Origin of the sequence: Delftia sp. WY8 (genome assembly GCF_018437695.1) — a bacterium.
Classification (GTDB): domain Bacteria; phylum Pseudomonadota; class Gammaproteobacteria; order Burkholderiales; family Burkholderiaceae_C; genus Comamonas; species Comamonas tsuruhatensis.
Window position 1 is genome coordinate 4,525,625 of sequence record NZ_CP049795.1, and the last position, 21,681, is coordinate 4,547,305.

A 21,681-nucleotide genomic window follows, 5' to 3' on the forward strand; every position below is an offset into this window, starting at 1 on the left:
AATCTAAGAACTTCGCGGCAAGCCACCAACGAACAAGAGCGGCGTTTGATAGAAGCAAAACGTCTATGAAGGCGCCGCGCGGCGCCATGCCCGGTTCGGGCGATCAGGCCGTCAGCAGCCGCTGCAGCATCCACAGGTTCAGCGACACCACCAGGGCCGCGCAGCCCCACAGCACCGTCGCCATCCTGGGGCCAAAGGCCAGCTCGCCCAGCGCCTTGCGCCGCGTGGTGAACAGCAGCAGCGGCACGATGGCAAACGGCAATTGCAGGCTCAGCACCACCTGGCTGAACACCAGCAGGGCGCTGGCGCCGGTGCTGCCGTACCAGGCGGTAGCCACCACGGCGGGCACGATGGCGATGCAGCGCGTCAGCAGGGCGCGCAGCGCGGGCGACAGGCGGATCTGCAAGAAGCCTTCCATCACGATCTGCCCGGCCAGCGTGCCCGTGACCGAAGAACTCAGCCCCGAGGCCAGCAGCGCCACGCCGAACACCGCGCTGGCGATGCCCACGCCCAGCAGCGGGGACAGCAGGTGGTAGGCGTCCGACAGCTCGGTCACCGGCGCCTGGCCGGGCCGGTTGAACGCGCCGGCCGCCACCACCAAGATGGCGGCGTTCACGAACAGCGCCAGACCCAGCGCCACCGTGGAGTCCAGCGTGGCCAGGCGGATGGCCTGGCGCGTGCCCTGGGGCGTGGTGTCATGCCGGCGTGTCTGCACGATGGACGAATGCAGGTAGAGGTTGTGCGGCATCACCGTGGCCCCCACGATGCCCACGGCCAGGTACAGCATCTGCGGATTGGCCACGATCTCCATGCCCGGCAGCAGGCCGCGCAGCACGGCCGCCACGGGCGGCTGCAGCCACACCAGCTGGGCGGCAAAGCACAGGCCGATCACTGCCACCAGGGCGATCACCACCGACTCCAGGCAGCGAAAGCCCCGGCTTTGCAGCGCCAGGATCAGCATCACATCCACCACCGTGATGCATACCCCGGCCACCAGCGGCAGGCCGAACAGCAGGTTCAGGCCGATGGCCATGCCCAGCACCTCGGCCAGATTGCAGGCCACGATGGCGATCTCGCAGAAGAACCACAGCACCAGGTTGATGCGCGGTGAAAACTGCGCGCGGCAGGCCTGGGCCAGGTCCCGCCCGCTGGCCAGGCCCAGGCGCACGGCCGCCGCCTGGAACAGCATGGCCATCAGGTTGGAGGCAAAGATCACCGCCAGCAGCGAGTAGCCGAACTGCGAGCCGCCCGCGATGGAGGTGGCCCAGTTGCCCGGGTCCATGTAGCCCACGGCCACCATGTAGCCGGGCCCGGCAAACGCCAGCACGCGGCGCGCGTTGTCCGAGCGGCTGGCGCCGCGCGGCACGGCGATGCTGCGATGCACCTGCGGCAGGCTGGGCGTGCCCGCGTGGCCGTGGTCCGGCTCGATGGTGCCGAAGCGGCCCTGTTCGGCCGCAAGCACGGTGTCGTTCATGGGGGCCTTTCCGCCGGCGGGGGCACGCGGTTGCAGGGGGATGCCTATCGGGCCGTCGGCACCAGGCCGCTGGCGGGCGCAATGGCTGCGGCGGCGGGTGCGGCATCAGTGCCTGCGCCGCGCCACAGCGCCACGAGATCTCCGGTCACGATGACCGCGCCGGCCAGCACAATCAGGCTGCCCACGCAGCGGCGCGCCACGGTGGCAGGTTTCAGGCGCCGCGGCGTGCGGCCCGGCGTGCTGGCCGGCGTGCGGGGGGCGGATGAGGAAGGCAGAAGGGACATCATGGCAACTCCTTGGCAGGGGAACGCTTGTCTCGGGCCAGCCCCGGGGAAGCCCGCCTGCCCCGGCCGGTGCGGGGCAGGCGGGCGGTCCGCGTCAGGCGTAGGCGCTGCTCATCACCAGCGAGCCGTTCACGCCGGACGGGAAGAACCCGCCCTTGGTCGCCGTGTCCTTGGTCAGGTACACGATGTTCAGCACGTCGCCCGGCGAGCGGCTGTAGGCGATGCCGTTGGCATCCAGCGGCACGATGTTGGACGTGGTGGCATCCCCCGTGATGCCCTGGTCCACGTCGGTGGAGCCGTCCAGGCTGTCGCGCGCATCCGAGATGGCGCCGGCCGCCGTGCGCAGCGCGGGCGTGGCCAGTCCCTTGGCGTACAGCACCGTGCGCACCAGGCCTGCGTGGTAGGCCTCGGCGGCCAGGATGCCGGCGGCTGCCTCCAGATAGGTCTTGTTGGTGATCAGCGGCGATGCGCCCTTGTAGGCGGTGACGCCCACGTCCTCGAAGATGAAGGCCCCCAGCAGGAAGTTCTCGTCACTCGCATAGGGATCGAAGGCCGTGCCCGCGCCCACCAGGCCGGCCGCTCGCGCGGCCACCGAGAAGGCGCCGTTCGGGTCGGTTCCGCCAATGTCGATCTGCGGCTGCGCCACTGCGGCCGAACCCAGCGCCGCGCGCAGGAAGGCCACGTGGGCGATCTCGTCCTGGGCGATCTCCTTGGCGTACTGCGCTACCACGGGGTCCTTGAAGGCCACGGCACGGCCACCCGTGATGGCGCCCTGCGTGCCCACGCCCGACTGCAGGTTGGCGGGCAGGCCGGTGCCGAACACCGCGTAGTGATAGAACTGCGACTCCAGATACTCCAGGTTGAGGGCGAAGTTCAGGATCTCCGCATCCGTGGGCCCGTTGGCCTGCGCATTCGCATCGCCCCCGCCACCGCCGCAGGCGGACAGGATCACCCCGCCCGCCATGCCCACGGCCACGCCGCTGGTCTTGCGGAAGAACTGGCGCCTGTCCTCCAGCTTCTTGGCACGTTTTTGCAAAACCCCTATCAACACTGATTCGTCGGACATGATGGTTCCTCTCGGTTCGCGGCAGGCGCGAACGGTCAACGTGAAGAATGCGCCTCCGGCCGAAAGCACACGGGTGTGGCGAAAGCGCGTTCCACTGAAGAGGTGGCCACCTGCTCCAGGGGAATGGGATGCGTCCCCGCTATCCGGCAGTACGCAGGCCGCGCAGGTCTGGATGTGCCGCAATTGAAAGCGTCGGTAACGGTTTGCGGATGCCGCCGTTTCTTTTTCTTTTTTGAATCCAGACCCCGCTGCGCTGCGTATCCAGATCAGCCGGAATCGTTCGGCTTGTCATCAACCCGCTAGGAGCATTCCATGGTCTCGATTCAAAACACCCGCAAGCTGGCCTCGTTCGGCCTGGCCATCGTGATGTCGGCTGCCTCCGTGGCCGCCATGGCCGATGTGATGGTGGGCGGCGCACCCATGCTGCCGTCCAAGGACATCATCGACAACGCCGTCAACTCCAAGGACCACACCACCCTGGTCGCAGCCGTCAAGGCGGCGGGCCTGGTCGATACGCTCAAGGGCCCGGGTCCGTTCACCGTGTTCGCGCCCACCAATGCCGCCTTCGAGGCCCTGCCCGCAGGCACGGTGGACACCCTGCTCAAGCCCGAGAACAAGGGCACGCTGACCACGGTGCTGACCTACCACGTGGTGTCCGGCAAGTGGGATGCAGCGGCGCTGTCCAAGATGATCAAGGACGGCAAGGGCATGGCCAGCATCAAGACCGTCAGCGGCGGCACGCTGGTGGCCAAGTCCAGCGGCTCCAAGATCATGCTGACCGATGAAAAGGGCGGCATGGCCACGGTGACGATTCCCGACGTCTACCAGTCCAACGGCGTGATCCACGTGATCGACAAGGTGCTGCTGCCCAAGTGAGCGGCACAGGCAGCGAGCGGGCCGGCCACTGACCTCCGTGGTCAGTGGCCCGAGCCTTGCGCCTTCGCCATGCGCCTTGCGGGCGCAACGCCGCAAGCCGCTGCCGGCGTCCCGGCCTGCGCGGCCAGCTTGGACAGCCGCCAGCGCGTCAGGTCGTCCGCGCCGGGGCCGGCCTCCACGCGCAGCTCGGAAAAGGGCACGCTGCGGCCCGACTCCTCCTCCACCAGCGCCAGCCGCAGGGGCGTGCCCGACTGCGCACGCACAAAGCGCATGGGCGGCTGCGCTTCTTGCTGCAGGCGCCACCGGTCGCCGACCTGGGCCAGCGCCTGGATCACCAGGGACAGGTCGCGGCCCTTGGGCGTGAGCAGGTACTCGTAGCGGTCCGGGCCGCTTTGGTAGAGGCGGCGCTCGACCAGGCCGGACTGCTCCAGCTGGCGCAGGCGGTCGGTCAGCGTGGCGTTGGTGATGTCCGTGGACTTTCTCAGGTCGTCATAGCGGCTCAGGCCCAGCATCAGGTCGCGCAGCACCAGCATGGCCCAGCGGTCGCCTACGGCCTCCAGCGTGGTGGCGATCGAGCAGGCCATGCCCTCGAAGCTCTTGGATCGCATGGAATTCCTCGTTGTCTGTTCGCGTTGTCGCAGGCCAGGAGTGTCTCAGCAAAACGCAAGCCCGGTCCGCAGAGGTGGATTGCGTGCTTGTAGCTCTAATGATTGAAGTTTATAGTTGAAGCCACTTTCAACCACCGCTTGATCCAAGCAAGGACTTCTCCCATGAGCACGCATCAAGGCACCGCCGTCGTCACTGGCGCCTCCTCCGGCATCGGCGCCGTCTATGCCGATCGCCTGGCCGCACGCGGCCATGACCTGATCCTGGTCGCGCGCCGCCTGGACCGGCTGCAGGCGCTGGCACAGCGCCTGCGCGACGACCATGGCCGCCAGGTCGAGGTGGTGGCGGCCGACCTGGCCGACGCCGCCGGCCTGCAGCGCGTGGAGGCCCTGTTCGATGGGCAGCGCGACATAGCCATGCTGGTCAACTGCGCCGGCCTGGGCGCCCTGGGTCCGGCGGCCCAGGTGGATGCGCGCGAAGTCGACCGCCTGGTCATGGTCAACATCCATGCGCTGACGCGGCTGTCGCTGGCGGCAGCGCGGCTGTTCGCCACGCGCGGCCGGGGCACGCTGATCAACATCGGCTCCATCCTGGCCCTGATGCCCTTGCCGGGCGCCTCCAGCTACAGCGCCTCCAAGGCCTATGTGCTGAGCTTCACGCGCTCGCTGCAGGCCGAGCTGGCACCCAGCGGCGTCACCGTGCAGGCCGTGATGCCCAGCCTGGTGCGCTCGGAGTTCTTCGGGGGCAAGCCTTCTCCTTTTCCCGAGCACCTGTTCATGTCGCCCGAGACCCTGGTGGACACGGCCCTGGCGGCGCTGGACCAGGGCGAGGCCATCTGCTTTCCCACGCTGGGCAGCACGACCGCCTGGCTGGACTTTGACCAATCGCGCGCCAATCTCGTCAAGGCGCTGACGCTCAGCGGCGTGCCGGCGGCGCGCTACCAGGCTGCGGATGCAGGCCAGCCGGCCTGACGGCCGCGCTGCGTCGCCACCCCGGATTCCCGTACTCCTCTTTTTGCCCCGGAGAAAGCCATGCCCCTGTGGAAGATCTACCACCCCGAAAACGCCTTCAGCGATAAAGACAAACAGGCCATCGCCCAGCGCATCACGGCCGTCTACGGCGACCTGCCGCGCTTTTACGTGGGCGTGGTGTTCGAGGCCGTCGCGCGCACTTCGTTCTTCATCGGCGGCGAGCCTGCGGATGATTTCGTGCGCATCTCCGTGGACCACATCGCGCGGCAGATCCGCGACGAGGAGACCAAGACACGGTTCCTCGAAGGCGTGCGGCGGCAGCTGTCCCCCTTCATTGCCGACCGGGGCCTGCGCTGGGAGATGCATGTGGACGAGACGCCCTTCAGCCTGTGGAGCATCCAGGGCCTGCGCCCGCCCGTGCCGGGCACGCCCGAGGGAGAGAAGTGGCGCCTGGACAATCGGCCCTCTCCCCTCTGAGGTCCTGCCTGCACCTCAGCGCAGCGACAGCCCCGCCGACTGGATCGCGCGGGCGTAGCGCGGGCGCTCGCTTTGCAGGCTCTGGCCCAGGTCGGCCGGGGAGCCGCCCGCCACCTTGAAGCCCATGTGCTCCAGCTGCGCGCGCACATCGGGCGCCTGCAGCACGGTCTGCAGGTCGCGGTTGATCTTGGCGACGATGGGTGCGGGCGTGCCGGCCGGCGCGAAGTAGCCCTGCCAGCTCTCCACCGAGAAGCCGGGCACGCCGGCCTCGGCCATGGTGGGTACCTGGGGCAGGGCGTCGGAGCGGTAGGGCGTGGTCACGGCCAGGGCGCGCAGCTTGCCGGCGCGCACGTACTCGGTCACGGCGGCCAGCGTGATCAGCGTGGCGTCGGTGTGGCCGCCCAGCACGTCCAGCGCGGCGGGGCCACCGCCCGGGTAGGGGATGTAGTTGACCTTGGCGCCCGTCTCCTGCGTGAGGATTTCATGCGCCACATGGGCAATGCCGCCATTGCCGGGCAGGCCCAGGCTGATGCTTTGCGGCTTGGCCTTGGCGCGGGCCAGGTAGTCGCCCAGCGTGTTCAGGCCCGTGCCGGGGTTGACCACCAGCACCTGCGGATTGACCACGGCCTTGATGATGGGCGTGAAGGCCTTTTGCGTGTCGTAGGGCAACTGGGCGAACAGCAGGCCGTTGAGCGTGAGGCCCTCGCCCTGCTGCAGCAGGGTGTAGCCATCGGGCGCGGCCTTGGCCACCTTGGCCGCGCCGATGGTGCCGCTGGCCCCGGCCACGTTCTCCACCACCACCGACTGGCCCCACAGCGCGGCCAGCTTGTCGGCCAGCGTGCGCGTGAGCTTGTCGGCGCTGCCCCCGGGCGCCACGGGCACGATGATGCGCACCGGCTTGTTCGGAAAGCTGTCGGCCGAGGCCAGGGCCGCCGGCGCGTGCAGGGCCAGGGCGGAGAACAGGGGAAGCAGCAGTGCGCGCAGCGCAGACGGGGTGCGGATCATGGGAATGCCGGAGTGCAGAGAGTCGATGCCCGCAGTCTGGGAGGCTCCTGGCGCGGCGTGAACTAAGCATTGCGGCTATGCATATGCGGCTGCCGCACAACGTGCGTCACGCTTGCCCCACGCATGCGCGCGCAGTGCCCAAAGCTCATATCCATATCTGCAATGCGTCGTTGGCGCCGGGGCGGGAGAGGCCTAACTTCGTGTCCTCCCGCGAACGTCCTCCCAGGCACTCCCATGACACAGACCCATCTCTCCATCGACTTCAGCGGCAGCGACGTGGCCAGCCGCCGCGCAGCCGCCATCACCGGCTTCATCGCCACGGCCCGGCGCCTGCTCCCCGATCCCGAGCGGGCCACGCCCGAGCAACTGCAGGCCGTGGCCCGCGAGCTGGAGGCGCTGGGCCTGCAGCGCGAACTGTTCCCGCACGCGCACTTCCCCGTCTCGGCCAGCAACCCGGCCCAGGTCTACCGGCTCAGCGAAGACCTGGGCGGGCGCTATGCGCTGTACCTGTCCACCGGCCTGCCGGGCAAGTCCCAGCCGCCGCATGACCACACCACCTGGGCCATCATCGCGGGCGTCGAAGGCGTGGAGCGCAACGTGTTCTTCACACGCGGCAAGACCGACGACCCGCTGCGCGACACCCTGGCGGTGGGCCGCAGCGTCGATGTGGGCAGCGGAACCTCGGTGGTGCTCACGCCCACCGACGTGCACACCATCGAGCTGATCGGCGAGGAGCCCGGCCTGCACCTGCACTTCTACGGGCGCGGCCTGGAGCGCATGCCCGAGCGCGTGGTCTTCGAGAGCCTGGAGGGCGGCAGCTTCCGCACCTTCGGCCCGCCCAAGTCGATTCGCCATGCGCTGGTCACACCGGCCGCTCTTCGGCAGGCCCTGGCCGACGGCGAGGAAATCGCCGTGCTCGACGTGCGCGAGGCCGGTGTCTTCGCACACCGCCACATCCTGTTCGCGGCGCCCGCCCCGGCCTGGCGGCTGGAGCAGCTCATCGACCGCCTGGTGCCGCGCCGGGGCACGCGCATCGTGCTGGTGGATGGCGACGGCTCCCTGGCCCATGAGGCTGCGGCCAAGCTCGTGCGCCTGGGCTGGCCCAATGTCTCCGTGCTCGAAGGCGGCACCGAAGGCTGGGCGGCCGAGGGGCTGGAAATCTTCAGCGGCACCAACGTGCCCAGCAAGGCCTTCGGCGAAGTCATCGAGCATGAAAAGCACACGCCCTGGATCACCTCGGACGAGCTGGGCGCGCGCGTGCAGCGCGGCGACAACATCGTCGTCGTCGACAGCCGCACGCCCGAGGAATTCGCGGCCTTCAGCCTGCCCTTTGCGCTCAGCGTGCCGGGGGCCGAACTGGTCTACCGCATCGGCGAAATCGCCCCGGACCCGCAAACCCTGGTCGTCGTCAACTGCGCGGGCCGCACGCGCTCCATCGTGGGCGCGCAGACCCTGATCGACGCCGGCATCCCCAACCAGGTCGTCTCGCTGCGCAACGGCACCATGGACTGGCTGCTCACCGGCCGCAGGCTGGCCCATGGCCGCCGCACCCCGCTGCCCGAGCCCGGCGCCGTCGCCCTGGCCACCGCCCGCGAGCGCGCAGCCAGCGTGGCACAGCGCGCGGGCGTGCAATCCATTGATGCGGCCGAACTGGCCCGCTTCGAGTCCGAAGCCACCGAACGCACGCTCTACCGCTTCGACGTGCGCACCCGCGAGGAATACCAGGCCGGCCACCTGCCCGGCTGGCGCTGGGCGCCGGGCGGCCAACTCGTGCAGGCCACCGACGAATACGCGGCCACGCGCGGCGCACGCATCGTGCTGGCCGACTGGGACGGCGTGCGCGCCCTCACCACCGGCGCCTGGCTGGCCCAACTGGGCTGGGAAGTCTTCACCTACGTTCCGCCCACGCTGGCCACCCTGGAGGTCGGCGCCGAACCCGTGCGCGTGCTCGCCTCCCACGCGCCTGCGCCCCAGCTGTCCGTGCAGCAGGCGCAGGAACTGCTGGGCGAAGGCCGGGCCATCGTCTTCGACGTGGACAGCCGGCCCGCCTTCGAGAAGCAGCACATCGCCGGTGCGCGCTTTGCCGTGCCTGATCGTCTGCCCTCCTTCGTGCAGGCCCTGCCGCCGGCCCAGGTCGTGGTGCTGACCTCGCCGGACGGCGTGCTGGCGCGCAGCGTGGCGGCCGAACTGGCGGCGCGCACGGGGCGCGATGTGCGTTCCGTGGTGGGCGGGACTTCCGCCTGGGCCGCTGCGGGGTTGCCATTGGGGCAAGGTGATGCTGATGTGCTGACGGGGGATGATGATCAGTGGTACAGCCCTTATGCGCATCGGGATCTGGGGTTGAGGGATGCGGGGTTTCGGGCTTATCTGGATTGGGAGTTGGGGTTGGTGGGGCAGTTGGAGAGGGATGGGTGGGCTTCTGAGATTCGGCTGGTGCCTGCTGTTTGAGTCTGGCTCTGGGTCTGCTTTTTGTCCCTGCCGGGTGGTTGTTTTTCGGGGCCGGGTTTCGGCCCGGCGGCCGACCCGCTTTCTTGTCGCGCGACAAGAAAGCGGGGCAAAGAAGCGCGCCCCGAACTGCCCACGACCCTTCGCTTCGCTGCGGGCGACCTGCGTTGGGCGGGATGCGGGGTGTGCCGCAGAACTCGCTTTGCGCTTCGCGCGCCGCTCAAACAACTGCGGCAAGTCAGATGACGAAGCAGCCCTGTCCTTCGGCAGGGCTGCCACCCCGCATCCCGCCCAACGCAGGCGTGGGCAGAGGGGGGGAGGCTGGGGCAGCCAACAGCCAACGCCATCACTGCGTTCGGTTTCAAACCAGGGGCCGAGCGAAGCGAAGGCCCGGGCAAACTCCCCGTATGTCAGCGCCTGCGGCGTGGTGGTTGCGGGGTTGCAGTCCTGCCGAAGGACAGGACTGCTTCGTCATCTGACTCGCCGTGATGTTTGAACGTAGCGCGCAGCGCGAAGAGAGTTTCACGGCGAACCCCGCAACCGCCACGACGCAGGTTGCCCGCAGCGAAGCGGAGGGTCGCGGACATCCGGGTCGCCTTTGCTTTGCCTACTTTCCTTTGGCGAAACAAAGGAAAGTAGGTCGGCCGCCGGGCCGAGACCCGGCCTCGAAAAGAAACCCCCCGGCAGGGCCAGAACCAGCAAGCGCAGCAAACGCAGCGCACGCAGCAAACGCAGCAGCGCCCAAAAATCTCAGGCAGCCAACCTGAACCGCTCCACCACCCCCCCAAACCCCCTCTCCAGATCCGCAATCAGATCCAAAGGATCCTCCAGCCCCACATGCAGCCGCACCACAGGCGCAGTCCCCGTCCACACACTGTGCTCCCGCAACCGCTCAGGCTGCGCCACCAGCGCCAGGCTCTCGTACCCGCCCCAGGAAGCCCCCTGCGCAAACTGCCGCAACGAGTCAACGAACACGGCGCCGGCACCGGCGTCCACCCCTTCGGCAAACGCGAATGACACCAGCCCGCTGGCCCCGCTGAAGTCCCGCTTCCACAGCGCATGGCCGGGATCGGACGGCAGGGCCGGGTAGAAGACGCGGCCGACCTGGGGCTGCTGCTCAAGCCACTGGGCGATTTCGGTGGCGTGGCGCTGGTGCTGGGCCAGGCGCACGGGCAGGGTGCGCAGGCCGCGCAGTGCCAGGTAGGCGTCGTCGGCGCCTATGGTCAGGCCCAGGGCCTCGTAGGCGGTGGATATCTTCTTCGACAGCGCGGGGCCGTCGGTGATGACGATGCCCTGCATCACGTCGGAGTGGCCGGCGATGTACTTGGTCGCGGCCTGGATGGAGAGGTTGGCGCCGTGCTCCAGGGGCTGGTAGAACCAGCCGCCGCTCCAGGTGTTGTCGGTGGCCACGGCAATGCCGTGCTGGCGCGCCACGGCGGCCAGGGCGGGCAGGTCCAGCACCTCGTAGAGCAGGGAGCTGGGCGACTCCAGGTAGACCAGGCGGGTGTTGGGGCGGATCTTGCCGGCCAGATCGTCGCGCGAGGGCGAGAAGTACTCCAGCGTGATGCCCAGGCGCTGCAGCAAGGTGGCGTCCACGCGGCGCACGGGAGAGTAGACGCTGTCGGCCACCAGGGCATGGTCGCCGGGCGAGAGCAGGGCGATGAGCACCAGGGTGATGGCGGACAGGCCCGAGGGCGTGAGAAAGGCGCGGTGCCCGCCCTCCAGCGCGACCACGGCGTCTTCCAGCGCGCGGTGCGTGTCCAGGCCGTGGCGGCCGTAGGAGGCCACGCGCTCGCCGGCCTCGCGGCGGTGGTGCAGGTCGGCGTAGGCGGCGCTGTCGGCAAAGCGCACGGTGCTGGTGCGCACCACGGGCACGTTGACGGGGCCGGAGCCGCCCTGCAGCTGCGGCGTGCCTGCGTGCAGCAGGCGGGTCGACGGGCCCAGGGGCCGGTGCTTGTCTTGGGGGATGCTCATGCCACGGCCTCGCTGGGACGGAAGTAGGCGGCGTTGTAGTTCTTGACTTCGCCGGTGTCGGGGTCGATGGCCACGCGGCCGCTCAGGGTTTCCAGCGGTTGGCCGTAGAGATGGAAGTGCAGCGTGGGCTGCTCGCCCACCACGGCAATGCTGTGGATGTCATCGGGCAGGAAGGCGATGGAGGCGCCCGGCTGCACGGTGAATTCGCGCGCCAGGTGGATGCTGGCGCGTGCGGGGTCGCTGCGGTCGTCCGTGCGCTCGTAGAGGCGGTTGAGCTCCTGGCCTTCGACGGCAACGATCACGGCCCAGGTCGTGTGGTTGTGCGGGGCCGTGGTCTTGCCGGGGTTGATGGAGTTCAGGTAAAGGGCCAGGCCCGCATCGCCATCGGCCGGGTTGAGGCGGTAGCGCGTGGAGGCGCCCACGCCCTCGGTCTGCGCGGGCGGGGGGAAGTCCGCGCGGCTGAACAAGGCCTTGTGCGCGGCCAGCTGCTCCAGGCGTGCGGTGATGGCCGACAGGGTGCTGCGGTCGGGCGCGCCGGCCTGCAGCAGCTGGCGCACGTCGGCCAGGGCGGCGTCCACGGCCTGGCGGCGCAGGGCGGCGGCGTCTGTATGGATGCCTGTATCTGCGCCTGTGCCGGCCGGGGTTTCAGTCGTTGTTTCTGCGGTCATGGGGATGTGCTCCTGGAGGTGGGGGATCAAAGGGCAAAGCGCAGGCTGTTGAAGGGCAGCGGCGTTGTTACCGGAGCGGCTGGCGCAGGCCTGGGCCGTGCACCATCGCCCAGGGCGCGTTGCAGGAATTCGCGCGTGCGCTCGCTGCGCGGGCTGCCGAAGATCTGGGCGGCCGGGCCGTGCTCGACGATGCGGCCGGCCTCGGTGAAATAGACCTGGTCGCTGACCTCCTCTGCAAAGCGCATTTCGTGCGTGACCAGCACGCAGGTCATGCCGTCCCTGACCAGGTCGCGGATCACGGTCAGCACCTCGCCCACGGTCTCGGGGTCCAGGGCCGATGTCACTTCGTCGAACAGGATCAGCTCGGGCCGCATGGCCAGGGCGCGCGCAATGGCCACGCGCTGCTGCTGGCCGCCGGACAGCTCGCCGGGGTAGGCGGATTCCTTGTGGTCCAGGCGCACCTTCTGCAGCAGGGCGCGGGCCTCGCGCTCGGCCGTGGCGCGGTCGCGGCCGACCACGCGCGTGGGGGCGATGACCAGGTTCTCCAGCACCGACAGATGGGGGAACAGGTTGTACTGCTGGAAGACGAAGCCCACGCGCTTGCGCAGGGCGATCAGCTCGGCCTCGGTGCGCAGCTGGTCCACGCGCGTGCCCGCCACCGAGATGGCGCCGCGCTGGGGCCGCAGCAGGCCGGTGATGCAGCGCAGGATGGTGGACTTGCCCGAGCCCGAGGGCCCGATGATGGTCACCGCCTCGCCGCGCCGCACCTGCACGTCGATGCCTTGGAGCACCTGGTTGTCGCCAAAGGACAGGTGCACATCCTGCAGGTGGACCAGTGCGGGCGCCGTGCCTGCTGGGGCATCGGCAGTGGCGAGTTGGGAGAGAAAGGAGTCAGTGGCGTTCATGGCGTCGCTCCAGGGCGCGGGTGGCGCGGGCAATCGGATAGCAATAGGCGAAAAACAGCGCGAGCAGCGTGAAGTACACAAGGATGGTGAAGTCCGTGCGTGCCACGGTGTTGCTGGCGATCTGGGCGGTGTCCACCACGTCGTGCACGCCCACCAGCGAGGCCAGCGAGGTGCTCATGGTGATGCTGGCGTAGAGGTTCATCCACGGCGGCAGCATGCGGCGCACGCACTGCGGCAGCACGATGAGGCGGAAGATCTCGCTGCGGCGAAAGGCCAGCGACTGGGCCGCCTCCCACTGCGCGCTGGGAATGGACTGGATGGCTCCCCGGAAGATCTCGGCCACGTTGGCGCTGGTGGGCAGGGCCAGGCCCAGCACCACCTTGACCCAGTCGGGGAACGGAAAGGTCCAGCCCACCAGCTTCAGCTCGAACGGGAACACATAGGTGGTGAAGTAGATGAGCACCAGGATGGGCGCATTTCGAAACAGCTGCACATACCAGCGCACGCCCGTGCGCACGGCCGGCGTGGGCGACAGCGACAGGGCGCCCAGCACCAGGCCGGCCACGGTGCCGATGGCCACGGCCAGCACGCTGATCTCGATGTTGACCAGGAGGCCGCGCAGCAGCGCAGGCAGCCATTTCCACAGGTGCACGAAGGCGGGCGGGGTGCTGTCCGTGGCGGCCCAGCAGGCGCACAGGGCCAGCAGTGCGGCGCCTGCGATCAGCCAGGGGCTGCGCGCCGCGCGCAGCAGGGCGGCGGGCAGCGGGCGGGGCGCGGCGCCGGGGTTCAGGGTGGCTTCATTGGCCATAGCCGGGCATCCTCAGGTGTTGTTCCAGCCAGCGGCCCGCCAGGCTGACCAGCCAGGTCAGCAGGCCGAACCACAGCAGGATGAGCAGCAGCAGCTCCAGCACGTTGTCGCGCTGCGACCAGATCATGATGGACTCGTAGGTCACGTCGCCCACGGCAATGGCCGAGGCCACGGCCGTCATCTTCACCAGGTCCACCAGGTTGTTGGTCAGCGAGGGCAGGGCAAAGCGCACGGCCAGCGGCAGCTGCACGCGCACCAGCAGCTGGCGCTGCGAAAAGCCCAGCGAGCGTGCCGCCTCCAGCGTGGTGGCGGGCACGGCCTCGATGCCGGCGCGCAGCGCCTCGGCATGGAACACGCCCTTGTGCAGCGAGACCACGATCACCACCCAGACAAAGGGCGTGAGCGGGTTGTTGCCCGCGCCCCAGTCGCGCAGCTGCTGGGTGATCAGCATGTTGAGCACCAGGAAGGCGCAGTACAGCTGCACCAGCGTGGGCGTGTTGCGCGTGACCTCCACAAAGGCGCGCGCAGGCCGTGCCAGCCAGGCGCGGCCCGAGGTCAGGGCCGCCGCCAGCGCCACGCCGGCCGCCAGGCTGCCGGCAATGGTCAGCAGGGCCAGCTGCACGGTCACGAACATGCCGCGCACAAAGGCCTGGCGCTCGGACACATCCAGCACGAAGGCGTAGTTCAGGCCCAGGCCCTTGAGCGCTTGCACGCCCTGGGCAAGCAGGCTGTCGTTCATGGCACGGCCTCCAGGGCGGCCGGCTGTGCATGCGCTTGCGCTTGCGCAGCGGGGTCTTTCAGCGCGGCCACGGCGCGTGCGATGCGGGCCGTGGCCTCGGCCAGCACCTCGTCGCTGGCGGCCGTGGAGATACGGAAGTAGGGCGACAGGCCGTAGGCCCCGCCATCCACGGCAGCCACGCCTTCGGACTCCAGCAGCCATTCGGTCAGGTCGGTGTCGCTGGCGATGGGCTGGCCGTCCGGGCGCAGGTGGCCTATCAGCGCGCCGCAGTGCACAAAGGCAAAGAACGATCCGCCCGGCGGCAGCAGGGCCAGGCCCGGCACCTGGGCCAGCGCCTGGGTGACCCGTTGCGCGCGCCGCGCATAGGCGTTGCGGGCCTGCTGCACAAAGCTCTGGTCGGGCGACTGCAGCGCCGCCGTGGCTGCGGCCTGTGCCGCGGAATTGGGGCCTGACGAGGCCTGCGACTGGATCACCACCATGGCCTGCACCAGCGCGGCCGGGCCTGCGCCCCAGCCGATGCGCCAGCCGGTCATGGCATAGGTCTTGGAGACGCCGTTGACCAGCAGCGTGCGCTCGCGCAGGTCGGGGGCCACGGCCAGCCAGTGCGCGGGGGCCTGGGGCGTGAACCAGATGTGCTCGTACAGCTCGTCCAGCAGCACCAGAACCTGCGGGTGCTGGCGCAGCACCTGGGCCAGGGCGGCCAGTTCCTCGCGGCTGTAGACGGCGCCCGAGGGGTTGCCCGGCGTGTTCAGCACCAGCCAGCGCGTGCGCGGCGTGATGGCGGCCTGCAGCGCGGCCGGCGTGAGCTTGAAGCCCTGCTCAATGCCGCAGTCCACGATGACCGGCGTGCCGTCGTTCACGCGCACGATGTCGGGAAACGAAGGCCAGTACGGCGCCGGCACGATGACCTCGTCGCCCGCGTCCAGCGTGGCCGCCAGCGCGTTGTAGATCACCTGCTTGCCGCCGTTGCTGACGATGATCTGCCCGGCGTCGAAGTCCAGGCCGTTCTCGCGCCGGTACTTGGCGCTGATGGCCTGGCGCAGCGCGGCCGTGCCGGGCGTGGGCGTGTACTTGGTTTCGCCACGGGCCAGGGCCGCGATGGCGGCCTGCTTGATGGGCTCGGGCGTGTCGAAATCGGGCTCGCCCGTGGTCAGCGCAATGATGTCGCGGCCCTGGCGGGCCAGGGCCGTGGCCCGCGCGCTGGCCGCGGCATTGGGCGAGAGCCTGACGCGCTGCACGCGCTGCGAAAGGGGAAAGGGCGTGGTCATGGCGTGGGGCCTTCCTGGAATGCGGCGGCTGGCGTTGGAGAAACCTGCGGCAAGTCGTGCGGCAAATCGTCCGGCAGGGGCTGCAGCACCTTGCCGGGATTGAGCAGGCCCAGCGGGTCGAAGGCCTGCTTGAGACGCCGCATGAGCTGCAGCTCCACGGCGCTCTTGTAGCGGGGCAGCAGGTCGCGCTTGGTCTGGCCCACGCCGTGCTCGGCGCTGATGGAGCCGCCGTGGGCGTGCACGCTGTCGTGCACCACCTCGTGGATGGCGTCTTCCTGGGCAAACAGCTGCGCGGGCGTGCTGTCCGGCGCGTGCGACACGTTGTAGTGCAGGTTGCCGTCGCCCAGGTGCCCGAAGGCCACGGGCCGCACGGCGCCAAAGCGCGCCTGCAGCAGCGCGGCCGTGGCCGCAAGAAAGTCGGGGATGCGCGAGATGGGTACCGACACGTCGTGCTTGATGTTGCGGCCGTCGCGCCGCTGGGCCTCGCCCAGGGCCTGGTCGCGCAGCCGCCACAGGGCCTGGCTTTGCTGCAGGCTCTCGGCAATGGCGGCATCGGTGATCAGGCCGTCCTCGAAGGCCTGGCCCACCACGCACTCGAAGCGCTGGCGCGCATGGTCCTCGCCCTCGCTGTCGGACAGCTCGATCAGCGCAAACCAGGGCGCCTTGAGCGCCAGCGGTATCGGCTGCTCGGGCACATGGCGGGCTATCAGGCCCAGGGCCGTGTCCGACATCAGCTCGAACGCCGTCAGGCTGGCACCGAAGCCCGCCCGCGCCTGGCTGAGGAAGGCCACCGCATCGCGTATGCAGCCAAAGGCCAGCAGGGCCGTGTGTTGGGCGCGGGGCAGCGGATGCAGGCGCAGCGTGGCCGCCGTGATGATGCCCAGCGTGCCTTCGCTGCCCACGTACAGGTCGCGCAGCGCATAGCCGGTGTTGTCCTTGCGCAGCCCGCGCAGGCCGTCCCAGATGTCGCCCTCGGCCGTCACCACTTCCAGGCCCAGCACCAGCTCGCGCGCGTTGCCGTAGCGCAGCACCTGGGTGCCGCCCGCGTTGGTGGACAGGTTGCCGCCAATGGTGCAGCTGCCCTCGGAGCCCAGGCTGAGGGGAAACAGCCGGTCCGCATCGCGCGCTGCCTGCTGCACATGGGCCAGCACGGCGCCGGCTTCCACGGTCAGGGTGTCGTTGTCGGTGTCGATGGCGCGCACGCGGTTCAGGCGCGCCAGCGACAGCAGCACGGCGTGGCCCGAGGCGTCGGGCGTGGCGCCGCCCATCAGCCCGGTGTTGCCGCCCTGGGCCACGATGGGCGTGCGGTGGGCGCGGCACAGGCGCACCAGCTGCGCCACCTGGGCCGTGTCGGCAGGCCGTGCCACGGCCAGGGCCTGGCCCGTGAGGCGGCCATGCTGGTCGGTCAGGTAGCCGGCCGCATCGGCACCCGTGAGGACATGGGAATCGCCCAGGGCGTGGCGCAGCGCGGTGACCAGGTCGGCGGGGCCGGTGATGTGGCCGCTGGTGCTGGTGTGGGTGCTGGTGTGGGTGTGGGTGCTCATGCGGGCGCCTTCCTGAACTTGTCGTGCAGCTGGCGCAGCAGCGGCGTGGGCGTCATGCCGTTGCGCTGCTCCACCTCGATCAGCCAGCCCGTGCGGTGCCAGTCCTGCACGATGCGGTCGATGGCCGCCTGCGTGTCGGACTCGCCCTTGCGCAGCCAGATCACCGAGGGCGAGGGAATGATGTCGGCGGGCGAGACGATCTCGTAGTCCTTCCAGTCCGCATTGCTGGCCACGAGTTCGCGCAGCGTGGGGCTGACATGCACGGCGGCCGCGCAGTTGCCGCCCTTGAGGGCCAGCAGCGACTCGGGCTGGCCCCGGAAGGCCTTGATCTGGGCGCCGTATTGATCGGCCAGCGGCTTGGTGAAATTGCTGCCCTGCGACACGCACACGGGCTTGCCGCGCAGGTCGTCCCACTGGCGCACGCCGCTGCCCTTCTTGGCGATGGCGGCGCCGCCGACTTCCTCGAACGGCGTGGGCACGAAGGACAGGATCTCGCTGCGCTCCTGCGTCCACTGCATGTTGGCGATCAGGATGTCCACCTTGCCCTGCTGCAGGAACTGCACGCGGTTGGACGGCTGGACCTGCACGGTCTCCACCCCCACGCCCAGGCCCTTGGCCACGCCTTCGGACAGCTGCACGTTGTAGCCCACGTGCCTTTGCGTGACGGGGTCTATGGTGCCGAACGGCGGCCCTGAAAGCATCACCCCCACCACGATCTTGCCGCGCTGCTTGATGCGGTCCAGCGTGGCGTCGGCATGGGCTGCCAGGGCCGTGAGGGCGAGCAGGGTCGCCAGTGCGGTGCGAGTCGGCTTCATGGCTTGGCTCCCTTGGCGGCGGCCTGGGTTGCCTGCGCATCGGCTTGTGCTGCCGCATACACCGCGAAGTCGTAGGGCGCGCGGTCGAACTGGCCCTTCAGCGCGCGTTCGTGGCGCTCGGCGATCCAGGTATCGGGCACGCCGCTGGCGCGGGCCACCTTGAGCAGAAAGCCCGTGCGGTGCCAGTCCTGGATGGCCTTGTCCACGAAGGCCTGGGTGTCGGCCTCGCCGCGGCGCGTCCACACCACGGTGGGCGAGGGAATCAACTGGTCCTGCGTACCCAGCTCGAAGTCCTTCCACTCGGTCGCATTCGGGCCGGTGAGCTTTTCATAGAGCGCGGGCTGGATATGGACCGAAGCCGCGCAGGTGCCGCCCTTGAGCGCCAGCAGCGACTCGGGAATGCCGCGCAGGCCCTTGACCACGGCGCCATAGCTCTCGGCCAGGGGCTTGGCGAAGTTGCTGCCCTGCGACACGCAGGCCACCTTGCCGCGCAGGTCTTCCCAGCGCTTGATGCCGCTGGCCTTGGCCACCAGGGCGCCGCCGCCGATCAGGTCGTAGGGCGTGGGCGCGAACGAGAGGATCTCGCTGCGCTCCTGCGTCCACTGGATGTTGGCGATCAACAGGTCCACCTTGCCGCTTTGCAGGAACTGCACGCGCGTGGAGGCGGTCACGGGAACCGTCTCCAGCGGCACGCCCAGGCGGCGCGCGATGTCGGCGGCCAGCTCGGTCTGGTAGCCGCCGGTCTTGCCGGTGGCGGGGTCCAGCACGCCGAACGGCGGGCTGGCGCCATCAATGCCCACGGACAGCTTGCCGCGTTGCTTGATCTTGTCCAGCGTGGCATCGGCGTGGGCGGCGCCGGCGCCCAGCAGCAGGGCCAGGGCGGCGGCAAGGGGGGGAAGAAGGCGGGGCATGCGTGAATCCATCAGGGAACGGAAGGCCCGGCCCCGTCTTGCGGGGCCTGGGCCTGGGTGGTCGAAAAAAAGCAGGGGTGGACCGCCGTGGCGGTCGGCGGTCAGCTGGCGGACTTGAACTTGGCCTGCAGCTCGGGCAGCAGCGGGTTGGCCGGCTCGATGCCCACGCGCTTTTCGGCGGCGATCAGCCAGCCCGTGCGGTGCCAGTCCTGCACCACCTTGTCCACGGCGGCGATGGTGTCGGCCTCGCCCTTGCGGGTCCAGACCACGGAAGGCGCGGGCAGCACCTCGCTGGCGATGGGCGCCGAGTACTGCGCCCATTCGGGGTTGCTGCGCAGCAGCGGGTAGATCAGCGTGCTGTCATGCACGGCGGCCACGCAGTTGCCGCCCTTGAGCGCCAGCAGCGAGTCCGACGAGCTCTTGTAGCCATGCACCTGGGCGCCGTACTCGCTGGCCAGCGGCTTGGCAAAGCTGCTGCCCTGGGACACGCACACGGGCTTGCCGCGCAGGTCTTCCCACTTGGCGATGCCGCTGCCCTTGCGCACGGCGGCAATGCCGCCCACGCGGTAGAAGGGCGTGGGCGCGTAGCCCAGGGTCTCGGCACGGTCGGGGTTCAGCTCCATGGAGGCGATCAGCAGATCCACCTTGCCGGCCTGCAGAAACTGCACGCGCGTGGCGGTCTGCACCTGGACCAGCTCGGCCTCCACGCCCAGGCCCTTGGCCAGGGCGCGTGCCAGCTCGGGGTTCCAGCCCACGAGCTGCTGGGTGGACGGATCGATGGAGCCGAAGGGCCCGCCATTGACCAGCACGCCAATGGTGACCTTGCCGCGCTGCTTGATCTTGTCCAGCGTGGCATCGGCCCGGGCCTGGGTGCAGGCCAGGGCCAGCGCGGCGGCGATGAAGGTCAGGGATGCGGAAAGGGTGGCGCGGGGCTGGCGGCGCAGGGTGGGGCTTGTGTGCATGGCGGGAGCGGGGCGGTGGGGACGAACGAAAGATGCGTACGCTCGCATCTTCTGGCCGCCCTTGACCCACGGCAACAAAGCTTTGGGAGCATGTTTATGCGCTTTGCGTCGCTGCATCAGGGTGATCACCAGGGAAATGTGGGCCCGAAGCAGGGCGGGTCGATGGTGTAATCGCGACGGCCGGGGTGCTGCACCCACCGGCACCTCCCAGCGAGCCCTCTTCCATGCACCAAGCCCTAGCGTCCCTACTCGCCCCTCTCGCCTGCGCTGCCCTGTTGTGTGGCAGCCCCGTGGCCCGGGCGGCCAATCCCACGAGTTCTGGCAATTGCGAGGAAAGCTCCACCAACATGTCCGAGGTGCGCGCCTGCCTGCAGGAGCAGAACGTGGCCCTGGTCAATGCCGCCTACGTCTCGCTGTCGCTCAAGCTCAAGGCGCGCATGCCCCAGGCGTCGGAAGAGCTGGAAGTGGCGCAGAGGAACTGGGTGCAGTACGCGCGCAGTGCCTGCGAGTTTCTTTCCGAGTTCAACTCGGCCAGCTTTGCCAAGGACGATGCGCGCACCAACTGCTGGAGCGACTTCGCCCGCGCCCGCGCCAAGCAGCTCAAGTCCTGGGAAATGCAGCTGGACAAGAAGCCCTGAGGGCGGGGACGCTGCTCACTGGTAGTTCAGCGTGAAGGTGGCCCTGCCGTTGGCCTGCCCCGTCGTGACTGCCGCAGCGGTCTGCACGTATTTGGCAGTCAGCGGGATCTTGAACTGGGCAACGCCCTGAACGATGGTTCCCGCACTCCATTGGTTGGTGTTGCCAGGCACGTTGGAGTCGGGGCCGTATGCGAGTGCGGTGCCATCCTTCAGTATCTGTATGCCTATTCCGGTGGCAACCGGTTTGCCGCCTGACGTGGCCTGGCTCAAGGTCAGGACGGTGCTCCGATTGCTGGTGTCGTTGGCATCGGTGAGCGTGACGTGGGGGTGCAGAACGCTTGCGGGCGCGCCGCCCTTGCATTCCAGCGTGATGTCGAAGTGCTGGGGGATGGAGGTGGATTGGAGGCCCGTGAATCGCAGGATGGGCACAGCGCCCATGGGTACGGAGATGGCCGAGGCGGCCACCGAGCAGGAGGGACCGACCACCACCCTGGTACGGCCGGACAGGTTGGCGTATCCTGCGGTGCAGCCGGGGCACTGGAATCGCATCTCGACGTTCATCCCGGAGCCCGTTAGCGTGCCAGCGGAAACGTTGCCGGTTTTCACCAGCTCGATCCAGACATCCTGGCGGGATGAAGCATTCCAGAAATAACCCAGCGCGCCCGAATTATTTTCTGATTCGGTGGTAATGGGCATGGTTCTGCCACTGGGAGCGCCGGGGCCGCGCCATGTGGCCCACCAGCGGATTCCAATGCCGGGAATATTGGTGCTGTAGACATTATTGTATCCGGGCGTCTTGCTTCCGGATTGGACATTGGCAGCTACAACGGCTTTTTCAACATCGTACTCGAATGCCGTGTTCAGCACTGCTCGCAGATTAAATACGGTTACCGTAGACTTCCATAGCGTCGATCCGTTGGCGTAATTTCCGGGTACTGTTATTTCCTCGGGCAGTGAAATGCTGGAACTGGTGGGGGAGAATACGCCCCCGGCAAAGGCATTGGTGTTCATCGTTGCCGCTGAAAAGGCGATGAGAAATGGAAGGGCGATCAATGCAAGGCGGCGTACTTGCGAGAAAAATGAGGGAATGAAAGAAAAATGCATGATACTGATTCGGTCCATTGCTGAAGTATGTTTCTCGAAAATATCACGCAATAGTTTTATCGAACTTTTGAGTGACTAAGGAGGGGGGAATGAAAGCATCGAATCATTCGATGTGTGGCCTCTTAGGTATTTCACACTCTA

General features: G+C 68.7%; 21 protein-coding genes. 5 read left to right on the plus strand and 16 right to left on the minus strand.

Translation table 11 applies throughout. From position 1 onward, the window contains the following. Nucleotides 1–103: 103 nt before the first annotated feature. From G4D77_RS20855 to G4D77_RS20865, 3 genes are all read right to left on the minus strand, one after another. Nucleotides 104–1,474, minus strand: coding sequence for an Nramp family divalent metal transporter (locus tag G4D77_RS20855; RefSeq protein WP_154833486.1), 1,371 nt, complete (start codon nt 1,472–1,474; stop codon nt 104–106). A 44-nt stretch (nt 1,475–1,518) separates the two neighbouring features. Then, nucleotides 1,519–1,761, minus strand: a complete 243-nt coding sequence (locus tag G4D77_RS20860) for a hypothetical protein (RefSeq protein ID WP_154833487.1) — start codon at nt 1,759–1,761, stop codon at nt 1,519–1,521. 91 nt (nt 1,762–1,852) lie between these two features. Further along, complete coding sequence (locus G4D77_RS20865) at nt 1,853–2,824, minus strand: ferritin-like domain-containing protein (RefSeq protein ID WP_016450780.1); 972 nt, start codon at nt 2,822–2,824, stop codon at nt 1,853–1,855. Nucleotides 2,825–3,136: 312 nt separating this feature from the next. On the opposite strand from G4D77_RS20865, the gene G4D77_RS20870 reads away from it, so the two are divergent. Further along, nucleotides 3,137–3,700: a fasciclin domain-containing protein gene (locus tag G4D77_RS20870; protein WP_043791000.1), complete on the plus strand. Its 564-nt coding sequence runs from the start codon at nt 3,137–3,139 to the stop codon at nt 3,698–3,700. A 41-nt stretch (nt 3,701–3,741) separates the two neighbouring features. Here G4D77_RS20870 and G4D77_RS20875 read toward each other — a convergent pair whose 3' ends face one another. Beyond that, complete coding sequence (locus G4D77_RS20875) at nt 3,742–4,308, minus strand: winged helix-turn-helix transcriptional regulator (RefSeq protein ID WP_016452655.1); 567 nt, start codon at nt 4,306–4,308, stop codon at nt 3,742–3,744. Nucleotides 4,309–4,470: 162 nt separating this feature from the next. Between G4D77_RS20875 and G4D77_RS20880 the strand changes: the two genes are divergently transcribed. Both G4D77_RS20880 and G4D77_RS20885 read left to right on the plus strand, forming a co-directional pair. Continuing rightward, the gene (locus tag G4D77_RS20880) at nt 4,471–5,277 is read left to right on the plus strand and encodes an SDR family NAD(P)-dependent oxidoreductase (protein ID WP_046241455.1); all 807 of its coding nucleotides are present in this window, start codon (nt 4,471–4,473) and stop codon (nt 5,275–5,277) included. 60 nt (nt 5,278–5,337) lie between these two features. After that, nucleotides 5,338–5,754, plus strand: a complete 417-nt coding sequence (locus G4D77_RS20885) for a tautomerase family protein (RefSeq protein WP_154833488.1) — start codon at nt 5,338–5,340, stop codon at nt 5,752–5,754. A 15-nt stretch (nt 5,755–5,769) separates the two neighbouring features. Here G4D77_RS20885 and G4D77_RS20890 read toward each other — a convergent pair whose 3' ends face one another. Then, nucleotides 5,770–6,759: a tripartite tricarboxylate transporter substrate binding protein gene (locus tag G4D77_RS20890; RefSeq protein ID WP_016450776.1), complete on the minus strand. Its 990-nt coding sequence runs from the start codon at nt 6,757–6,759 to the stop codon at nt 5,770–5,772. 234 nt (nt 6,760–6,993) lie between these two features. Between G4D77_RS20890 and G4D77_RS20895 the strand changes: the two genes are divergently transcribed. Next, entirely contained in the window at nt 6,994–9,207 is a 2,214-nt protein-coding gene (locus G4D77_RS20895; RefSeq protein ID WP_154833489.1) for a rhodanese-like domain-containing protein, read from the plus strand. A 747-nt stretch (nt 9,208–9,954) separates the two neighbouring features. Here the strand turns inward: G4D77_RS20895 and metC are convergent. The 10 genes from metC to G4D77_RS20945 all read right to left on the minus strand — a co-directional run bounded on the left by metC (nt 9,955) and on the right by G4D77_RS20945 (nt 19,798). Further along, nucleotides 9,955–11,178: a cystathionine beta-lyase gene (gene metC / locus G4D77_RS20900; RefSeq protein WP_154833491.1), complete on the minus strand. Its 1,224-nt coding sequence runs from the start codon at nt 11,176–11,178 to the stop codon at nt 9,955–9,957. Continuing rightward, on the minus strand, nt 11,175–11,846 hold the full coding sequence (locus G4D77_RS20905; protein ID WP_154833492.1) for a cysteine dioxygenase family protein: 672 nt from the start codon (nt 11,844–11,846) through the stop codon (nt 11,175–11,177). Before G4D77_RS20905 ends, metC begins: the two co-directional genes overlap by 4 nt. A 26-nt stretch (nt 11,847–11,872) precedes the next feature. Beyond that, nucleotides 11,873–12,751 carry an amino acid ABC transporter ATP-binding protein gene (locus tag G4D77_RS20910; RefSeq protein WP_154833493.1) on the minus strand — a complete coding sequence of 293 codons (879 nt, stop codon included), beginning with the start codon at nt 12,749–12,751 and terminating at the stop codon, nt 11,873–11,875. Next, complete coding sequence (locus G4D77_RS20915; protein WP_154833494.1) at nt 12,738–13,559, minus strand: amino acid ABC transporter permease; 822 nt, start codon at nt 13,557–13,559, stop codon at nt 12,738–12,740. Before G4D77_RS20915 ends, G4D77_RS20910 begins: the two co-directional genes overlap by 14 nt. Beyond that, nucleotides 13,549–14,298: an amino acid ABC transporter permease gene (locus G4D77_RS20920; protein WP_034397155.1), complete on the minus strand. Its 750-nt coding sequence runs from the start codon at nt 14,296–14,298 to the stop codon at nt 13,549–13,551. The genes G4D77_RS20915 and G4D77_RS20920 overlap by 11 nt, the downstream gene beginning before the upstream one ends. After that, nucleotides 14,295–15,566, minus strand: coding sequence for an aminotransferase class I/II-fold pyridoxal phosphate-dependent enzyme (locus tag G4D77_RS20925; protein ID WP_154833495.1), 1,272 nt, complete (start codon nt 15,564–15,566; stop codon nt 14,295–14,297). Before G4D77_RS20925 ends, G4D77_RS20920 begins: the two co-directional genes overlap by 4 nt. Then, on the minus strand, nt 15,563–17,110 hold the full coding sequence (locus tag G4D77_RS20930; protein WP_154833496.1) for an FAD-binding oxidoreductase: 1,548 nt from the start codon (nt 17,108–17,110) through the stop codon (nt 15,563–15,565). Before G4D77_RS20930 ends, G4D77_RS20925 begins: the two co-directional genes overlap by 4 nt. Beyond that, nucleotides 17,107–17,925, minus strand: coding sequence for a transporter substrate-binding domain-containing protein (locus tag G4D77_RS20935; protein ID WP_154833497.1), 819 nt, complete (start codon nt 17,923–17,925; stop codon nt 17,107–17,109). The genes G4D77_RS20930 and G4D77_RS20935 overlap by 4 nt, the downstream gene beginning before the upstream one ends. Further along, a complete protein-coding gene (locus G4D77_RS20940) occupies nt 17,922–18,836 on the minus strand; it encodes a transporter substrate-binding domain-containing protein (protein WP_154833498.1) in 915 nt (304 codons plus the stop codon). Before G4D77_RS20940 ends, G4D77_RS20935 begins: the two co-directional genes overlap by 4 nt. Nucleotides 18,837–18,937: 101 nt before the next feature. Then, on the minus strand, nt 18,938–19,798 hold the full coding sequence (locus G4D77_RS20945) for a transporter substrate-binding domain-containing protein (RefSeq protein WP_047219606.1): 861 nt from the start codon (nt 19,796–19,798) through the stop codon (nt 18,938–18,940). Nucleotides 19,799–20,145: 347 nt separating this feature from the next. On the opposite strand from G4D77_RS20945, the gene G4D77_RS20950 reads away from it, so the two are divergent. After that, nucleotides 20,146–20,436 carry a lysozyme inhibitor LprI family protein gene (locus G4D77_RS20950; protein WP_017406972.1) on the plus strand — a complete coding sequence of 97 codons (291 nt, stop codon included), beginning with the start codon at nt 20,146–20,148 and terminating at the stop codon, nt 20,434–20,436. 15 nt (nt 20,437–20,451) lie between these two features. On the opposite strand, the gene G4D77_RS20955 is transcribed toward G4D77_RS20950, so the two are convergent. Further along, nucleotides 20,452–21,558: a fimbrial protein gene (locus G4D77_RS20955; protein WP_279994192.1), complete on the minus strand. Its 1,107-nt coding sequence runs from the start codon at nt 21,556–21,558 to the stop codon at nt 20,452–20,454. Nucleotides 21,559–21,681: the final 123 nt, after the last annotated feature.

What these genes read in the sequence shown, in the direction of transcription:
- G4D77_RS20855 (WP_154833486.1), bottom strand. Translation starts at nt 1,474, where the DNA reads ATGAACGACACCGTGCTTGCGGCCGAACAGGGCCGCTTCGGCACCATC.
- G4D77_RS20860 (WP_154833487.1), bottom strand. Translation starts at nt 1,761, where the DNA reads ATGATGTCCCTTCTGCCTTCCTCATCCGCCCCCCGCACGCCGGCCAGC.
- G4D77_RS20865 (WP_016450780.1), bottom strand. Translation starts at nt 2,824, where the DNA reads ATGTCCGACGAATCAGTGTTGATAGGGGTTTTGCAAAAACGTGCCAAG.
- G4D77_RS20870 (WP_043791000.1), top strand. Translation starts at nt 3,137, where the DNA reads ATGGTCTCGATTCAAAACACCCGCAAGCTGGCCTCGTTCGGCCTGGCC.
- G4D77_RS20875 (WP_016452655.1), bottom strand. Translation starts at nt 4,308, where the DNA reads ATGCGATCCAAGAGCTTCGAGGGCATGGCCTGCTCGATCGCCACCACG.
- G4D77_RS20880 (WP_046241455.1), top strand. Translation starts at nt 4,471, where the DNA reads ATGAGCACGCATCAAGGCACCGCCGTCGTCACTGGCGCCTCCTCCGGC.
- G4D77_RS20885 (WP_154833488.1), top strand. Translation starts at nt 5,338, where the DNA reads ATGCCCCTGTGGAAGATCTACCACCCCGAAAACGCCTTCAGCGATAAA.
- G4D77_RS20890 (WP_016450776.1), bottom strand. Translation starts at nt 6,759, where the DNA reads ATGATCCGCACCCCGTCTGCGCTGCGCGCACTGCTGCTTCCCCTGTTC.
- G4D77_RS20895 (WP_154833489.1), top strand. Translation starts at nt 6,994, where the DNA reads ATGACACAGACCCATCTCTCCATCGACTTCAGCGGCAGCGACGTGGCC.
- metC (WP_154833491.1), bottom strand. Translation starts at nt 11,178, where the DNA reads ATGAGCATCCCCCAAGACAAGCACCGGCCCCTGGGCCCGTCGACCCGC.
- G4D77_RS20905 (WP_154833492.1), bottom strand. Translation starts at nt 11,846, where the DNA reads ATGACCGCAGAAACAACGACTGAAACCCCGGCCGGCACAGGCGCAGAT.
- G4D77_RS20910 (WP_154833493.1), bottom strand. Translation starts at nt 12,751, where the DNA reads ATGAACGCCACTGACTCCTTTCTCTCCCAACTCGCCACTGCCGATGCC.
- G4D77_RS20915 (WP_154833494.1), bottom strand. Translation starts at nt 13,559, where the DNA reads ATGGCCAATGAAGCCACCCTGAACCCCGGCGCCGCGCCCCGCCCGCTG.
- G4D77_RS20920 (WP_034397155.1), bottom strand. Translation starts at nt 14,298, where the DNA reads ATGAACGACAGCCTGCTTGCCCAGGGCGTGCAAGCGCTCAAGGGCCTG.
- G4D77_RS20925 (WP_154833495.1), bottom strand. Translation starts at nt 15,566, where the DNA reads ATGACCACGCCCTTTCCCCTTTCGCAGCGCGTGCAGCGCGTCAGGCTC.
- G4D77_RS20930 (WP_154833496.1), bottom strand. Translation starts at nt 17,110, where the DNA reads ATGAGCACCCACACCCACACCAGCACCCACACCAGCACCAGCGGCCAC.
- G4D77_RS20935 (WP_154833497.1), bottom strand. Translation starts at nt 17,925, where the DNA reads ATGAAGCCGACTCGCACCGCACTGGCGACCCTGCTCGCCCTCACGGCC.
- G4D77_RS20940 (WP_154833498.1), bottom strand. Translation starts at nt 18,836, where the DNA reads ATGCCCCGCCTTCTTCCCCCCCTTGCCGCCGCCCTGGCCCTGCTGCTG.
- G4D77_RS20945 (WP_047219606.1), bottom strand. Translation starts at nt 19,798, where the DNA reads ATGCACACAAGCCCCACCCTGCGCCGCCAGCCCCGCGCCACCCTTTCC.
- G4D77_RS20950 (WP_017406972.1), top strand. Translation starts at nt 20,146, where the DNA reads ATGTCCGAGGTGCGCGCCTGCCTGCAGGAGCAGAACGTGGCCCTGGTC.
- G4D77_RS20955 (WP_279994192.1), bottom strand. Translation starts at nt 21,558, where the DNA reads ATGGACCGAATCAGTATCATGCATTTTTCTTTCATTCCCTCATTTTTC.